This is a genomic window from bacterium Scap17, assembly GCA_013376735.1.
Classification (GTDB): Bacteria; Pseudomonadota; Gammaproteobacteria; order Pseudomonadales; family Halomonadaceae; genus Cobetia.
Window position 1 is genome coordinate 3,396,367 of record VINJ01000001.1, and the last position, 16,463, is coordinate 3,412,829.

General features: G+C 64.8%; 3 protein-coding genes and 12 pseudogenes. All 15 read right to left on the reverse strand.

Features of this window, described 5'->3' with window-relative positions:
• Positions 1-47 precede the first annotated feature (47 nt).
• A pseudogene (locus tag FLM52_14385) lies at positions 48-698 on the reverse strand (hypothetical protein).
• 63 nt (positions 699-761) lie between these two features.
• A pseudogene (locus FLM52_14390) lies at positions 762-1,412 on the reverse strand (hypothetical protein).
• Between the two features lie 63 nt (positions 1,413-1,475).
• Positions 1,476-2,126, reverse strand: a pseudogene (locus tag FLM52_14395) (hypothetical protein).
• Positions 2,127-2,189: 63 nt separating this feature from the next.
• Positions 2,190-2,840, reverse strand: a pseudogene (locus FLM52_14400) (hypothetical protein).
• Positions 2,841-2,903: 63 nt separating this feature from the next.
• Positions 2,904-3,554: pseudogene (locus tag FLM52_14405) on the reverse strand (hypothetical protein).
• A gap of 63 nt (positions 3,555-3,617) precedes the next feature.
• Positions 3,618-4,268 (reverse strand): annotated as a pseudogene (locus FLM52_14410) (hypothetical protein).
• Between the two features lie 63 nt (positions 4,269-4,331).
• Positions 4,332-4,982 (reverse strand): annotated as a pseudogene (locus FLM52_14415) (hypothetical protein).
• Between the two features lie 63 nt (positions 4,983-5,045).
• Positions 5,046-5,696 (reverse strand): annotated as a pseudogene (locus FLM52_14420) (hypothetical protein).
• A 63-nt stretch (positions 5,697-5,759) separates the two neighbouring features.
• Positions 5,760-6,410: pseudogene (locus FLM52_14425) on the reverse strand (hypothetical protein).
• 63 nt (positions 6,411-6,473) lie between these two features.
• A pseudogene (locus tag FLM52_14430) lies at positions 6,474-7,124 on the reverse strand (hypothetical protein).
• 63 nt (positions 7,125-7,187) lie between these two features.
• Positions 7,188-8,021 (reverse strand): annotated as a pseudogene (locus FLM52_14435) (adhesin).
• Between the two features lie 825 nt (positions 8,022-8,846).
• A pseudogene (locus tag FLM52_14440) lies at positions 8,847-12,032 on the reverse strand (adhesin).
• Between the two features lie 294 nt (positions 12,033-12,326).
• Positions 12,327-14,414, reverse strand: a complete 2,088-nt coding sequence (locus FLM52_14445) for a DUF3488 domain-containing protein (protein ID NVN56941.1) — start codon at positions 14,412-14,414, stop codon at positions 12,327-12,329.
• On the reverse strand, positions 14,411-15,430 hold the full coding sequence (locus FLM52_14450; protein NVN56942.1) for a DUF58 domain-containing protein: 1,020 nt from the start codon (positions 15,428-15,430) through the stop codon (positions 14,411-14,413). Before FLM52_14450 ends, FLM52_14445 begins: the two co-directional genes overlap by 4 nt.
• Positions 15,427-16,356, reverse strand: a complete 930-nt coding sequence (locus FLM52_14455; GenBank protein ID NVN56943.1) for an AAA family ATPase — start codon at positions 16,354-16,356, stop codon at positions 15,427-15,429. Before FLM52_14455 ends, FLM52_14450 begins: the two co-directional genes overlap by 4 nt.
• Between the last annotated feature and the right edge of the window lie 107 nt (positions 16,357-16,463).

Here is a 16,463-nt window from a genome sequence, read left to right on the forward strand (position 1 = left end):
CCGGCGGTGGCCGCGACCGTGAAGGTGTCGGTGACGGTGCCGCCGGTGGCTTCGGTGACCGACTGATCATCCAGTGAGGAGATCGTCGGTGCGCCATCGGTGGCGCCGTCGACGGTGATGGTCAGCGTGGTGCTGGAGGTATCGCCATCGGCATCAGTGATGGTGTAGCTGAAGACGTCGGTCAGTGACTCACCGTCGTCCAGCGACTGCACGGCCGGATTGGCATTGTCGAGCACGTAGCTGTAGCTGCCGTCGGCTTCGAGCGTCAGCGTGCCGTAGCTGCCGGTGACGACCGCAGCGGCATCTGCCGTGACGGCACTGCCGTCGACGTCAGTGACCGTGGTGGCATCCGCGCCAATGGTGTCGGCGGTGTCGTTGGCGCCGTCGATGACGTTGCCGTCGAGGGCCGTGGTGGTGTCTTCGCCGATGTTGCGCGCGTCAGCCTTGGCCTCCGGCGCGGTATCGAGGATCGCGATATCCAGGCTGTCAGTGCTGCTCTGCCCGGTGATATCGGTGACCACGACGGTGAAGCTGTCGGTGATGTCGCCGGCAGTGTGATTCTCGGTCTCGCCATCCTCGACGTAGCTATAGGTCACGGTGCCCGTGTCGGCGTCATAGCCGGTCACGGTCAGGGTGCCTTCGTCGGTGGTGATCTCGACCGGCGTGGTGCTGGCGTCGGTGATGTCGATGCCACCGATGGTGACAGCGGCAACGCCGGCGGTGGCCGCGACCGTGAAGGTGTCGGTGACGGTGCCGCCGGTGGCTTCGGTGACCGACTGATCATCCAGTGAGGAGATCGTCGGTGCGCCATCGGTGGCGCCGTCGACGGTGATGGTCAGCGTGGTGCTGGAGGTATCGCCATCGGCATCAGTGATGGTGTAGCTGAAGACGTCGGTCAGTGACTCACCGTCGTCCAGCGACTGCACGGCCGGATTGGCATTGTCGAGCACGTAGCTGTAGCTGCCGTCGGCTTCGAGCGTCAGCGTGCCGTAGCTGCCGGTGACGACCGCAGCGGCATCTGCCGTGACGGCACTGCCGTCGACGTCAGTGACCGTGGTGGCATCCGCGCCAATGGTGTCGGCGGTGTCGTTGGCGCCGTCGATGACGTTGCCGTCGAGGGCCGTGGTGGTGTCTTCGCCGATGTTGCGCGCGTCAGCCTTGGCCTCCGGCGCGGTATCGAGGATCGCGATATCCAGGCTGTCAGTGCTGCTCTGCCCGGTGATATCGGTGACCACGACGGTGAAGCTGTCGGTGATGTCGCCGGCAGTGTGATTCTCGGTCTCGCCATCCTCGACGTAGCTATAGGTCACGGTGCCCGTGTCGGCGTCATAGCCGGTCACGGTCAGGGTGCCTTCGTCGGTGGTGATCTCGACCGGCGTGGTGCTGGCGTCGGTGATGTCGATGCCACCGATGGTGACAGCGGCAACGCCGGCGGTGGCCGCGACCGTGAAGGTGTCGGTGACGGTGCCGCCGGTGGCTTCGGTGACCGACTGATCATCCAGTGAGGAGATCGTCGGTGCGCCATCGGTGGCGCCGTCGACGGTGATGGTCAGCGTGGTGCTGGAGGTATCGCCATCGGCATCAGTGATGGTGTAGCTGAAGACGTCGGTCAGTGACTCACCGTCGTCCAGCGACTGCACGGCCGGATTGGCATTGTCGAGCACGTAGCTGTAGCTGCCGTCGGCTTCGAGCGTCAGCGTGCCGTAGCTGCCGGTGACGACCGCAGCGGCATCTGCCGTGACGGCACTGCCGTCGACGTCAGTGACCGTGGTGGCATCCGCGCCAATGGTGTCGGCGGTGTCGTTGGCGCCGTCGATGACGTTGCCGTCGAGGGCCGTGGTGGTGTCTTCGCCGATGTTGCGCGCGTCAGCCTTGGCCTCCGGCGCGGTATCGAGGATCGCGATATCCAGGCTGTCAGTGCTGCTCTGCCCGGTGATATCGGTGACCACGACGGTGAAGCTGTCGGTGATGTCGCCGGCAGTGTGATTCTCGGTCTCGCCATCCTCGACGTAGCTATAGGTCACGGTGCCCGTGTCGGCGTCATAGCCGGTCACGGTCAGGGTGCCTTCGTCGGTGGTGATCTCGACCGGCGTGGTGCTGGCGTCGGTGATGTCGATGCCACCGATGGTGACAGCGGCAACGCCGGCGGTGGCCGCGACCGTGAAGGTGTCGGTGACGGTGCCGCCGGTGGCTTCGGTGACCGACTGATCATCCAGTGAGGAGATCGTCGGTGCGCCATCGGTGGCGCCGTCGACGGTGATGGTCAGCGTGGTGCTGGAGGTATCGCCATCGGCATCAGTGATGGTGTAGCTGAAGACGTCGGTCAGTGACTCACCGTCGTCCAGCGACTGCACGGCCGGATTGGCATTGTCGAGCACGTAGCTGTAGCTGCCGTCGGCTTCGAGCGTCAGCGTGCCGTAGCTGCCGGTGACGACCGCAGCGGCATCTGCCGTGACGGCACTGCCGTCGACGTCAGTGACCGTGGTGGCATCCGCGCCAATGGTGTCGGCGGTGTCGTTGGCGCCGTCGATGACGTTGCCGTCGAGGGCCGTGGTGGTGTCTTCGCCGATGTTGCGCGCGTCAGCCTTGGCCTCCGGCGCGGTATCGAGGATCGCGATATCCAGGCTGTCAGTGCTGCTCTGCCCGGTGATATCGGTGACCACGACGGTGAAGCTGTCGGTGATGTCGCCGGCAGTGTGATTCTCGGTCTCGCCATCCTCGACGTAGCTATAGGTCACGGTGCCCGTGTCGGCGTCATAGCCGGTCACGGTCAGGGTGCCTTCGTCGGTGGTGATCTCGACCGGCGTGGTGCTGGCGTCGGTGATGTCGATGCCACCGATGGTGACAGCGGCAACGCCGGCGGTGGCCGCGACCGTGAAGGTGTCGGTGACGGTGCCGCCGGTGGCTTCGGTGACCGACTGATCATCCAGTGAGGAGATCGTCGGTGCGCCATCGGTGGCGCCGTCGACGGTGATGGTCAGCGTGGTGCTGGAGGTATCGCCATCGGCATCAGTGATGGTGTAGCTGAAGACGTCGGTCAGTGACTCACCGTCGTCCAGCGACTGCACGGCCGGATTGGCATTGTCGAGCACGTAGCTGTAGCTGCCGTCGGCTTCGAGCGTCAGCGTGCCGTAGCTGCCGGTGACGACCGCAGCGGCATCTGCCGTGACGGCACTGCCGTCGACGTCAGTGACCGTGGTGGCATCCGCGCCAATGGTGTCGGCGGTGTCGTTGGCGCCGTCGATGACGTTGCCGTCGAGGGCCGTGGTGGTGTCTTCGCCGATGTTGCGCGCGTCAGCCTTGGCCTCCGGCGCGGTATCGAGGATCGCGATATCCAGGCTGTCAGTGCTGCTCTGCCCGGTGATATCGGTGACCACGACGGTGAAGCTGTCGGTGATGTCGCCGGCAGTGTGATTCTCGGTCTCGCCATCCTCGACGTAGCTATAGGTCACGGTGCCCGTGTCGGCGTCATAGCCGGTCACGGTCAGGGTGCCTTCGTCGGTGGTGATCTCGACCGGCGTGGTGCTGGCGTCGGTGATGTCGATGCCACCGATGGTGACAGCGGCAACGCCGGCGGTGGCCGCGACCGTGAAGGTGTCGGTGACGGTGCCGCCGGTGGCTTCGGTGACCGACTGATCATCCAGTGAGGAGATCGTCGGTGCGCCATCGGTGGCGCCGTCGACGGTGATGGTCAGCGTGGTGCTGGAGGTATCGCCATCGGCATCAGTGATGGTGTAGCTGAAGACGTCGGTCAGTGACTCACCGTCGTCCAGCGACTGCACGGCCGGATTGGCATTGTCGAGCACGTAGCTGTAGCTGCCGTCGGCTTCGAGCGTCAGCGTGCCGTAGCTGCCGGTGACGACCGCAGCGGCATCTGCCGTGACGGCACTGCCGTCGACGTCAGTGACCGTGGTGGCATCCGCGCCAATGGTGTCGGCGGTGTCGTTGGCGCCGTCGATGACGTTGCCGTCGAGGGCCGTGGTGGTGTCTTCGCCGATGTTGCGCGCGTCAGCCTTGGCCTCCGGCGCGGTATCGAGGATCGCGATATCCAGGCTGTCAGTGCTGCTCTGCCCGGTGATATCGGTGACCACGACGGTGAAGCTGTCGGTGATGTCGCCGGCAGTGTGATTCTCGGTCTCGCCATCCTCGACGTAGCTATAGGTCACGGTGCCCGTGTCGGCGTCATAGCCGGTCACGGTCAGGGTGCCTTCGTCGGTGGTGATCTCGACCGGCGTGGTGCTGGCGTCGGTGATGTCGATGCCACCGATGGTGACAGCGGCAACGCCGGCGGTGGCCGCGACCGTGAAGGTGTCGGTGACGGTGCCGCCGGTGGCTTCGGTGACCGACTGATCATCCAGTGAGGAGATCGTCGGTGCGCCATCGGTGGCGCCGTCGACGGTGATGGTCAGCGTGGTGCTGGAGGTATCGCCATCGGCATCAGTGATGGTGTAGCTGAAGACGTCGGTCAGTGACTCACCGTCGTCCAGCGACTGCACGGCCGGATTGGCATTGTCGAGCACGTAGCTGTAGCTGCCGTCGGCTTCGAGCGTCAGCGTGCCGTAGCTGCCGGTGACGACCGCAGCGGCATCTGCCGTGACGGCACTGCCGTCGACGTCAGTGACCGTGGTGGCATCCGCGCCAATGGTGTCGGCGGTGTCGTTGGCGCCGTCGATGACGTTGCCGTCGAGGGCCGTGGTGGTGTCTTCGCCGATGTTGCGCGCGTCAGCCTTGGCCTCCGGCGCGGTATCGAGGATCGCGATATCCAGGCTGTCAGTGCTGCTCTGCCCGGTGATATCGGTGACCACGACGGTGAAGCTGTCGGTGATGTCGCCGGCAGTGTGATTCTCGGTCTCGCCATCCTCGACGTAGCTATAGGTCACGGTGCCCGTGTCGGCGTCATAGCCGGTCACGGTCAGGGTGCCTTCGTCGGTGGTGATCTCGACCGGCGTGGTGCTGGCGTCGGTGATGTCGATGCCACCGATGGTGACAGCGGCAACGCCGGCGGTGGCCGCGACCGTGAAGGTGTCGGTGACGGTGCCGCCGGTGGCTTCGGTGACCGACTGATCATCCAGTGAGGAGATCGTCGGTGCGCCATCGGTGGCGCCGTCGACGGTGATGGTCAGCGTGGTGCTGGAGGTATCGCCATCGGCATCAGTGATGGTGTAGCTGAAGACGTCGGTCAGTGACTCACCGTCGTCCAGCGACTGCACGGCCGGATTGGCATTGTCGAGCACGTAGCTGTAGCTGCCGTCGGCTTCGAGCGTCAGCGTGCCGTAGCTGCCGGTGACGACCGCAGCGGCATCTGCCGTGACGGCACTGCCGTCGACGTCAGTGACCGTGGTGGCATCCGCGCCAATGGTGTCGGCGGTGTCGTTGGCGCCGTCGATGACGTTGCCGTCGAGGGCCGTGGTGGTGTCTTCGCCGATGTTGCGCGCGTCAGCCTTGGCCTCCGGCGCGGTATCGAGGATCGCGATATCCAGGCTGTCAGTGCTGCTCTGCCCGGTGATATCGGTGACCACGACGGTGAAGCTGTCGGTGATGTCGCCGGCAGTGTGATTCTCGGTCTCGCCATCCTCGACGTAGCTATAGGTCACGGTGCCCGTGTCGGCGTCATAGCCGGTCACGGTCAGGGTGCCTTCGTCGGTGGTGATCTCGACCGGCGTGGTGCTGGCGTCGGTGATGTCGATGCCACCGATGGTGACAGCGGCAACGCCGGCGGTGGCCGCGACCGTGAAGGTGTCGGTGACGGTGCCGCCGGTGGCTTCGGTGACCGACTGATCATCCAGTGAGGAGATCGTCGGTGCGCCATCGGTGGCGCCGTCGACGGTGATGGTCAGCGTGGTGCTGGAGGTATCGCCATCGGCATCAGTGATGGTGTAGCTGAAGACGTCGGTCAGTGACTCACCGTCGTCCAGCGACTGCACGGCCGGATTGGCATTGTCGAGCACGTAGCTGTAGCTGCCGTCGGCTTCGAGCGTCAGCGTGCCGTAGCTGCCGGTGACGACCGCAGCGGCATCTGCCGTGACGGCACTGCCGTCGACGTCAGTGACCGTGGTGGCATCCGCGCCAATGGTGTCGGCGGTGTCGTTGGCGCCGTCGATGACGTTGCCGTCGAGGGCCGTGGTGGTGTCTTCGCCGATGTTGCGCGCGTCAGCCTTGGCCTCCGGCGCGGTATCGAGGATCGCGATATCCAGGCTGTCAGTGCTGCTCTGCCCGGTGATATCGGTGACCACGACGGTGAAGCTGTCGGTGATGTCGCCGGCAGTGTGATTCTCGGTCTCGCCATCCTCGACGTAGCTATAGGTCACGGTGCCCGTGTCGGCGTCATAGCCGGTCACGGTCAGGGTGCCTTCGTCGGTGGTGATCTCGACCGGCGTGGTGCTGGCGTCGGTGATGTCGATGCCACCGATGGTGACAGCGGCAACGCCGGCGGTGGCCGCGACCGTGAAGGTGTCGGTGACGGTGCCGCCGGTGGCTTCGGTGACCGACTGATCATCCAGTGAGGAGATCGTCGGTGCGCCATCGGTGGCGCCGTCGACGGTGATGGTCAGCGTGGTGCTGGAGGTATCGCCATCGGCATCAGTGATGGTGTAGCTGAAGACGTCGGTCAGTGACTCACCGTCGTCCAGCGACTGCACGGCCGGATTGGCATTGTCGAGCACGTAGCTGTAGCTGCCGTCGGCTTCGAGCGTCAGCGTGCCGTAGCTGCCGGTGACGACCGCAGCGGCATCTGCCGTGACGGCACTGCCGTCGACGTCAGTGACCGTGGTGGCATCCGCGCCAATGGTGTCGGCGGTGTCGTTGGCGCCGTCGATGACGTTGCCGTCGAGGGCCGTGGTGGTGTCTTCGCCGATGTTGCGCGCGTCAGCCTTGGCCTCCGGCGCGGTATCGAGGATCGCGATATCCAGGCTGTCAGTGCTGCTCTGCCCGGTGATATCGGTGACCACGACGGTGAAGCTGTCGGTGATGTCGCCGGCAGTGTGATTCTCGGTCTCGCCATCCTCGACGTAGCTATAGGTCACGGTGCCCGTGTCGGCGTCATAGCCGGTCACGGTCAGGGTGCCTTCGTCGGTGGTGATCTCGACCGGCGTGGTGCTGGCGTCGGTGATGTCGATGCCACCGATGGTGACAGCGGCAACGCCGGCGGTGGCCGCGACCGTGAAGGTGTCGGTGACGGTGCCGCCGGTGGCTTCGGTGACCGACTGATCATCCAGTGAGGAGATCGTCGGTGCGCCATCGGTGGCGCCGTCGACGGTGATGGTCAGCGTGGTGCTGGAGGTATCGCCATCGGCATCAGTGATGGTGTAGCTGAAGACGTCGGTCAGTGACTCACCGTCGTCCAGCGACTGCACGGCCGGATTGGCATTGTCGAGCACGTAGCTGTAGCTGCCGTCGGCTTCGAGCGTCAGCGTGCCGTAGCTGCCGGTGACGACCGCAGCGGCATCTGCCGTGACGGCACTGCCGTCGACGTCAGTGACCGTGGTGGCATCCGCGCCAATGGTGTCGGCGGTGTCGTTGGCGCCGTCGATGACGTTGCCGTCGAGGGCCGTGGTGGTGTCTTCGCCGATGTTGCGCGCGTCAGCCTTGGCCTCCGGCGCGGTATCGAGGATCGCGATGTCCAGGCTGTCAGTGCTGCTCTGCCCGGTGATATCGGTGACCACGACGGTGAAGCTGTCGGTGATGTCGCCGGCAGTGTGATTCTCGGTCTCGCCATCCTCGGCGTAGGTGTAGGTCACGGTGCCCGTGCCGGCGTCATAGCCGGTCACGTTCAGGACACCTTCATCGGTGGTGATCTCGACCGGATCGGCCTCGGTCGCGCCGGTGATGTCCGTGCCATTCACGGTGACGCTGGCGATGCCGGTATCCGCCTTCACCTGGAAGGTGTCAGTGACGGTGCCGCCGGTCGCCTCAGTGACCGACTGGTCATCCAGCGAGGTGATCGCCGGGACGCCGTCGGTGGACCCCACGACGGTGATGGTCAGCGTGGCAGTATCACTGTCGCCATCGGCGTCGGTGATCACGTAGGTGAACGTGTCTTCTTTCGTCTCGCCATCATTCAGCGACTGGACCGCCGGGCTGGTGGTGTCGAGCACATAGCTGTAGCTGCCGTCACTGTTGAGTGTCAGCGTGCCGTACGTGCCTTCGACCACGGCAGCGTCATCGGCCGTGACGGCATTGCCGTCAACACCGGTGACCGTCGTGGCATCCGCGCCCAGGGTATCGGCAGTATCGTTGTCGCCACTGATGACGTTGCCGTAGAGTGCCGTGGTGGTGTCTTCGTCGATGTTGCGCGCATCGTCATTGGCCGTCGGCGCGGTGTCGACGATCGCGATGTCCAGGCTGTCGCTGGTGCTCTGCCCGGTGATGTCGGTGACCACGACCGCGAAGCTGTCGGTGATGTCGCCGCCCGAGTGATCCTCGGTCTCGCCATCCTCGACGTAGCGGTACGTTACGGTGCCCGTATCGGCGTCATAGCCGGTCACGCTCAGGGTGCCTTCGCTCCCCTCGATGACCACCGGATCGGCCTCGGTCGCACCCGTGATGTCGACCGACGCATCCGCATCGACGCCAGCAATGGTGACCGTGGCAATCCCGGCAGTGGCGGCGACCGTGAAGCTGCCGGTGACGGTGTCGCCGGTGGCTTCGGTGACGCTGTTGTCGTCCGTGCCGCTGATGCCGCTGATGGTCGGCACGCCATCGGGCATACCGGTGATCAGGATGTCGACCGTGGTGGTCGAACCATCACTGAGCTCGACCACGAACGCCTGGCTGACAGTGTCACCTTCATTCAACCCCTGAACGACAGCGGCTTCGTTATTGAGGATGTAGGTCCACTCGCCAGCCTCGTTGACGCTAAAAGTGCCGTAATCATCGCTTTGCGTGCTAGCGACAACATCAGTACTTTCGACATCGACAAGCGCGCCGGAAGCTTCGGTAACGCCATCCTCCGTTACCTCTCCAGAATCGCCGCCAATCAGGGCGCCCACGTCGTTGCTGGTCGCGGTATTGCCGGCCGGATCGGTGACCGAGGCCTCAACGCTGTACTCGCCTTCGCTCAGCGGCGTCTCGGCGTCAACCGTATAGGTGCCGTTCTCGACGGTGGCGGTGACGGTCTGTTCGTTGCCGTCGCTGTCAGTGATGACCAGCGTGACGGTGCTGCCGTCTTCGGCATCGGTAGTGCCGACGATGGTCGGCGTGGTGTCGGAGGTCAGTGCCGGAGCATCGACGGTCAGCGCCGGCGCGCTTGCGTCGATCTCGCCCACGTCATTGCTGGTCGCGGTGTTGCCGGCCGGATCGGTGACCGAGGCCTCGACGCTGTATTCGCCTTCGCTCAGCGGTGTCTCGGCGTCAACCGTATAGGTGCCGTTCTCGACGGTGGCGGTGACGGTCTGTTCGTTGCCGTCGCTGTCAGTGATGACCAGGGTGACGGTGCTGCCGTCTTCGGCATCGGTAGTGCCGACGATGGTCGGCGTGGTGTCGGAGGTCAGCGCGGGGGCATCGACGGTCAGTGCCGGGGCGCTTGCGTCGATCTCGCCCACGTCATTGCTGGTCGCGGTGTTGCCGGCCGGATCGGTGACCGAGGCCTCAACGCTGTACTCGCCTTCGCTCAGCGGCGTTTCAGCGTCAACCGTATAGGTGCCGTTCTCGACGGTGGCGGTGACGGTCTGTTCGTTGCCGTCGCTGTCAGTGATGACCAGCGTGACGGTGCTGCCGTCTTCGGCATCGGTAGTGCCGACGATGGTCGGCGTGGTGTCGGAGGTCAGTGCCGGAGCATCGACGGTCAGCGCCGGCGCGCTTGCGTCGATCTCGCCCACGTCATTGCTGGTCGCGGTGTTGCCGGCCGGATCGGTAACCGAGGCCTCGACGCTGTATTCGCCTTCGCTCAGCGGTGTCTCGGCGTCAACCGTATAGGTGCCGTTCTCGACGGTGGCGGTGACGGTCTGTTCGTTGCCGTCGCTGTCAGTGATGACCAGGGTGACGGTGCTGCCGTCTTCGGCATCGGTAGTGCCGACGATGGTCGGCGTGGTGTCGGAGGTCAGCGCGGGGGCATCGACGGTCAGCGCCGGCGCGCTTGCGTCGATCTCGCCCACGTCATTGCTGGTCGCGGTGTTGCCGGCTGGGTCGCTGACCGAGGCCTCGACGCTGTACTCGCCTTCGCTCAGCGGTGTCTCGGCGTCAACCACGTAGGTGCCGTTCTCGACGGTGGTGGTGACGGTCTGTTCGTTGCCATCGCTGTCGGTGATGATCAGGGTGACGGTGCTGCCGTCTTCAGCATCGGTGGTACCGACGATGGTCGGCGTGGTGTCGGAGGTCAGTGCCGGAGCATCGACGGTCAGCGCCGGCGCGCTTGCGTCGATCTCGCCCACGTCGTTGCTGGTCGCGGTATTGCCGGCCGGATCGGTGACCGAGGCCTCGACGCTGTATTCGCCTTCGCTCAGCGGCGTTTCAGCGTCAACCGTATAGGTGCCATTCTCGACGGTGGCGGTGACGGTCTGCTCGTTGCCGTCGCTGTCAGTGATGACCAGGGTGACGGTGCTACCATCTTCGGCATCGGTGGTGCCGACGATGGTCGGCGTGGTGTCGGAGGTCAGAGCCGGAGCATCGACGGTCAGCGGCGTTTCCGCATCGATGGAATAGGTGCCATCTTCGACGGTGGCGGTGACGGTCTGTTCGTTGCCGTCGCTGTCAGTGATGACCAGCGTGACGGTGCTGCCGTCTTCGACATCGGTAGTGCCGACGATGGTCGGCGTGGTGTCGGAGGTCAGTGCCGGAGCATCGACGGTCAGCGCCGGCGCGCTTGCGTCGATCTCGCCCACGTCGTTGCTGGTCGCGGTATTGCCGGCCGGATCGGTGACCGAGGCCTCAACGCTGTACTCGCCTTCGCTCAGCGGCGTCTCGGCGTCAACCGTATAGGTGCCGTTCTCGACGGTGGCGGTGACGGTCTGTTCGTTGCCGTCGCTGTCAGTGATGACCAGCGTGACGGTGCTGCCGTCTTCGGCATCGGTAGTGCCGACGATGGTCGGCGTGGTGTCGGAGGTCAGTGCCGGAGCATCGACGGTCAGCGCCGGCGCGCTTGCGTCGATCTCGCCCACGTCATTGCTGGTCGCGGTGTTGCCGGCCGGATCGGTGACCGAGGCCTCGACGCTGTATTCGCCTTCGCTCAGCGGTGTCTCGGCGTCAACCGTATAGGTGCCGTTCTCGACGGTGGCGGTGACGGTCTGTTCGTTGCCGTCGCTGTCAGTGATGACCAGGGTGACGGTGCTGCCGTCTTCGGCATCGGTAGTGCCGACGATGGTCGGCGTGGTGTCGGAGGTCAGCGCGGGGGCATCGACGGTCAGTGCCGGGGCGCTTGCGTCGATCTCGCCCACGTCATTGCTGGTCGCGGTGTTGCCGGCCGGATCGGTGACCGAGGCCTCAACGCTGTACTCGCCTTCGCTCAGCGGCGTTTCAGCGTCAACCGTATAGGTGCCATTCTCGACGGTGGCGGTGACGGTCTGTTCGTTGCCGTCGCTGTCAGTGATGACCAGCGTGACGGTGCTGCCGTCTTCGGCATCGGTAGTGCCGACGATGGTCGGCGTGGTGTCGGAGGTCAGTGCCGGCGCGTCGACCGACAAGGACAGCACGACCTCTGTCGGCAGTGTCGGATCAAGATCCAGCCCCAGACCATCTTCGTCCTCATCATTGAATTCCGGGTCGGTAAAGCCGCCCTCATATTCATAGGAGGTCCGTTCGACACGCCCTTCGCGCCCCACCCCAGAGGCATCCAGGAAACCACTACGACTGCTGCCTGGCGCACCGCCACTCTCACCCGCTGCGGGAGCTTCCTGAATCGCGGTCGGGTCTTCGCCACGAGCGATCGCTTCGCGCAACGCTTCCACTGTCGGGTCAACAGGCGCTTCCCCACGCGACTCGGCCAACAAGACCTCAACGCCGATCGGTGCCCCCTGCGGCACCACAAGCTGGGTGCCGTCTTCCAGCACCACGACCGCGCCCTGCGGTGCGACCAGAGTGGCTGTCGGTTCAAGCGTCATTCCATTGACGACACGCTGCGCCTCGTTAGTGGAGGAAACAACAAGTACTGTGCCTTCTGTGCGGATGACCTGGACCATGGGGGCATACTCCTGCTGGGGAAAGGTGCTGCATCATGCTGCGAAGGGGACAATGGCATGATCGAAAAGAACGGATATTTACATTTTGATACACAAAATCACTTACTGCAACTTAGCAATTTTCAGTAGTGGCATCGCGCCATGATGATTAGATGTCTAATCACAAAAAACCTCTATCAATCAGTTACTCACACTCATGAAGGTCGTCGTTGCGCTTCAGCGAATCTTGCGAGACTGAACAGACCACTGCCGCAGGATACTACGCAAGGGCGGTGATTGATCATGAGATCTCGCTAATACCGTAGCATCGTTGTAGAGCCATTGTTCAATCAGATCTGCCAAATGTAACAATACTTTTACATTCTGCGGCTGCTGCTGAGCAATACGACGCAAGTGGCTGCCGGGCGCCTCGCCCACGTGAGGGCCATGGCCCGTACGCTCCAGCCGCTTCACCAACCTGCGGTAGGCCCGCACACCTGCGTGCGCTGACACCTCACGGCCAGACAACAACACCAGTGCCACGCCTGCCAGCACCACACTGGCCAGCAGCCCGAGCACACCCCAGACAAGCCACTCCCAGCGGAAGTCACCAAACAGTCGCTTCCAGAGATTTCGCTGCTCGTCGAGACGGAACCCCACCACGCTACGTTGCCAGCGGTATTCGAAACGCTCCCACTGCCGCCTCAGATCACTGAGCAACGAATTATTCAGCGTGAAGGCACGCAAGCCAGCATCGGCCATGAAGCCCGGCTGCCCCTGCAGGCTCAGCGCCCCCTGCGAGATTCGCTCGGGAGCCACCGCCGCAGTGGGATCAAATCGATGCCAGCGGCCGGCATAGAACACCTCGACCCAGGCGTGGGCGTCATACTGGCGAATGCTCAATTCCTGCGGCCCACCGATGCCATCGCCTTGTGCCTCGCCGCCCAGATACCCCGCAACCATCCGCGCCGGCAACCCGGCAGCACGCGCCAGAAAAACGCTGGTAGAGGCGTAATGCGTGCAATAGCCCCGCAAGCTGTCGAACAGGAAATCATCGACACGGCTGAGCCCCTCGAGACGCGGTGGCGTCAAGGTGTAGTGGAAAGGCTGGCGATTGAAATACTGGAAAAGGCGTTGCAGGAAGATCTGCGGATCTCCTCCCGACTCCCGCATCAGATCGCGAGCGAACTCACGGGCACGCGGATTGCCATCATCGGGCAATAGCTGATCAAGGCGCTGCATCCATTGCGGAGCCGTTGTCGGTGGCGCACCGGAGGAAGACATCTCCAGCAGCTCGCGGGTATTGAGTGACGCCAGCCCCTCAAGGGTGCCGTCGATCAGGTACCGGACCTCGCGACTGGTCGTCAGTGGCGTGCCGAGGCTCGGCCGCCAAGGGCGCGGATCCGGCTCCAGCAGCAGCTCATAGCGATGACGCGCGACTTCCCCCTCCCTACGCGTCCCGCGCTGAACGTAGCGCTCGGCTGGCCCGCCCAGCGCCTCCTGAAGACGCTCCGGCGTGGCGCGCGACCAGCGCACGCCATCAAACAGGCTCAGGGTATACACACGCCAGTAGCGCTGGGAGGCCGCAGGCAGTCCGGTGTCGAAACGCGCCCGAAACGCCAGGGCATCACTGCGACCCAGAGCGGCGATATCACCGGGAGAGACACTGTCGGTAAGCCCCGTGGTGGCCTCGTTGAGCTGCGGCACGTTCCATAGCGGCGGCAAGCGGGGAAAGAGCACGAACAAGCCCAGCATCAGCGGCAGGGACAGCCCCATCAGCCAGGCCGTCTCCCGCATGGCCTCGCGACGTTCGCGTGCACCGGCGATCAACACCAGCCCGCCGACCAGCCACGCCGCGGCCATGACCGAGGCCGCCGCCATCAAGGGCCCCTGGTCATGCAGGAAGGCCGCCGCCAGCACCACGAAACCCAGCCCGCAGACCACGCGACCATCGCGCAGGCTGTCCGTCTCCAGCAGCTTGAGCAGATAGATGCCGACCAGCAGGCCGATCATTGCCTCCAGGCGCAGCATCTGGCCGTATTCGAGAAACAGGCCCGCCGCGACCATGGCCACCGCCGCCAGCCGCAACAGGATGCCAGCGCGCGGAACTCGCGCCCGGAGTTGCTGAAAGCGCCACAACGCCGCCAGCAAGGCCGGCAGGGCAAGCCATACCGGCATCCACAGCACATGCAGCGCCAGCACCAGACACTGGCCGATGAACAGGTGGCGCAGCTCCAGCCAGCCCAATGCCTGATCAGGCGTCAGCGGTTTGCGCTGCCACCAGTGTCGTCTGGCACCAGAGGAGCTGGCTTTCGACAAGGTCATACGCCGCCCTCCTGGCTCAAGGGACGACTCGCGCCGGCTCGCTCGGCGGCCTCACTGGCCGCGAGCTGGGCGGACCATGGCAACCTTCCCTCGCCGCCGAACAGCGTCAATGCCTCAAGCACTCGACGGCGATGCGCCCCACCACTGGCGATGGCCAATGTCTGGCCCGGCAGCCGCAGACCATAGGTCGCCTGGGCGCCTTCCGCCGCCAGCACGCGCGCCGTGAGCTCCGAGAGCCGCTGCTCCATGTCGCCACGACAGGCCTCGTAATCCAGCCACAGCGAGGGACGCGCAGGCGTCTCGAAGCGCTTGGTGACCAGCTCGCCGCTGCGCCCCCAGTGCTTCCAGGCGATATGCGCTGGCGCATCACCCGGTACATAGCGGCGCAGTCCGGCGAAATCGCCCTGCTCTATCTGCTCGAGCGTGCGACGACTGCCCTGCGGGGTGGAGGGAAGCTCTGGCTGTGGATAGACGAGGACCGGCGTGTCGATCGCGATCCAGGCCCACAGGCGCACCAGTCCCAATGGCCAGCGCGACTCCAGCGTCAGTGTCGGCAATGAGAACTGGCCACGCTGAAAGGCCGCCAGCTCCAGCGGCGCACTGCCTTCGCCGTCATGGATCTCGAGTCGCTGGCGCGCCTCTCCCAGCCGAACATCGATGGCATGCGAGCGAGCCCGACCGGTGAGGCGCACCATGACGCGCAACGTATTGCCCGCAAACGCCTCGCCATCGGCGATCAGCTGCACTCGCACGCCCGCCAGATTGCGCCAGCTGCGAAAGATGCTGACCACTGCCACGGCGAACAGCCAGAAGGACAGACCATGCGCCAGCGAGTTCTCGTAATTGATCCCCAACAGCAGCAGCAGAATCACCAGCACTGCCCAGAACAACCCGAAGGGCGTCGGCAAGATCATCAAGCGCGCGTGATGAAGCGCCTCACCTCCGCCAGTCGACATCTTGCGCAGCATGCGGGCTTTCACGCGCGTCCATGCCCCGGGCTTCGCCATCTGGGTCATGCAGGCACCACCGCCACCTGCCCGAGCAGATGGCGCGCCACGGCCTCACCTTCGACAACACTGCCTTCACTGAGACGGTGCCCCACGACGGGCGCCCAGACCGCTTGCACATCCTCCGGCAGCACATAGTCACGTCCTGCCAGCAGTGCCCAGCCACGCGCAGCACTGGCCAGCGCCAGCACCCCGCGCGTCGAGAGACCATAGGCCACTTCCGGCGAGCTGCGCGTCGCCGCCACCAGCGCCTGCAGATAATCCAGCAGCGGGTCAGACAGACGCACACGGTCCACGGCGGCCTGCCACTCCTTGAGCACCGAGACGGGCAACAAGGGTCGCAGCGCCTCGATATGCTGACGCCCGGCATTGCCCTTGAGAATCTCGCGCTCGGCTGCGGGTTCCGGGTAGCCCAATGACAGCCGCATCAGGAAGCGGTCCAGCTGGGACTCCGGCAGCGGGAAGGTGCCGGATTGCTGGAGCGGATTCTGGGTCGCGATCACGAAGAACGGTTCTGGCAGGCGACGGGTCTCGCCCTCCACCGTGACCTGACGCTCCTCCATCGCCTCCAGCAACGCGCTCTGCGTCTTGGGCGTGGCACGGTTGATCTCGTCCGCCAGCACCAGCGAGTGGAACACCGGGCCGGGGTGGAAGCGGAAGTTGCCCTCACGCGGATCAAATACCGACACGCCCAGAATGTCTGCCGGCAATAGATCGCTGGTGAACTGCACCCGCTGCATGTCCGCTCCGATCAGACGCGCCAGCCCCTGGGCGAGGGTCGTCTTGCCCAGCCCGGGCAAATCCTCGACCAGGACATGACCACGACACAGCAGACAACAGAGCGCCAGACGGATCTGGCGCGGCTTGCCCGCCAGCACCGCCGACAATGCGACTTCCACCTCTTCCAGCTGCTGTGGCAATACCTTGGCATTCATGCAAAGACTCCAGAACAAAGTGGGGAGGAGGAGATGCGGCCATCACGATGGGCAGCACACGCCAGATGACGCAAGGCCAGCGGCGTTGCTGCCCAGGCTCGACAAGG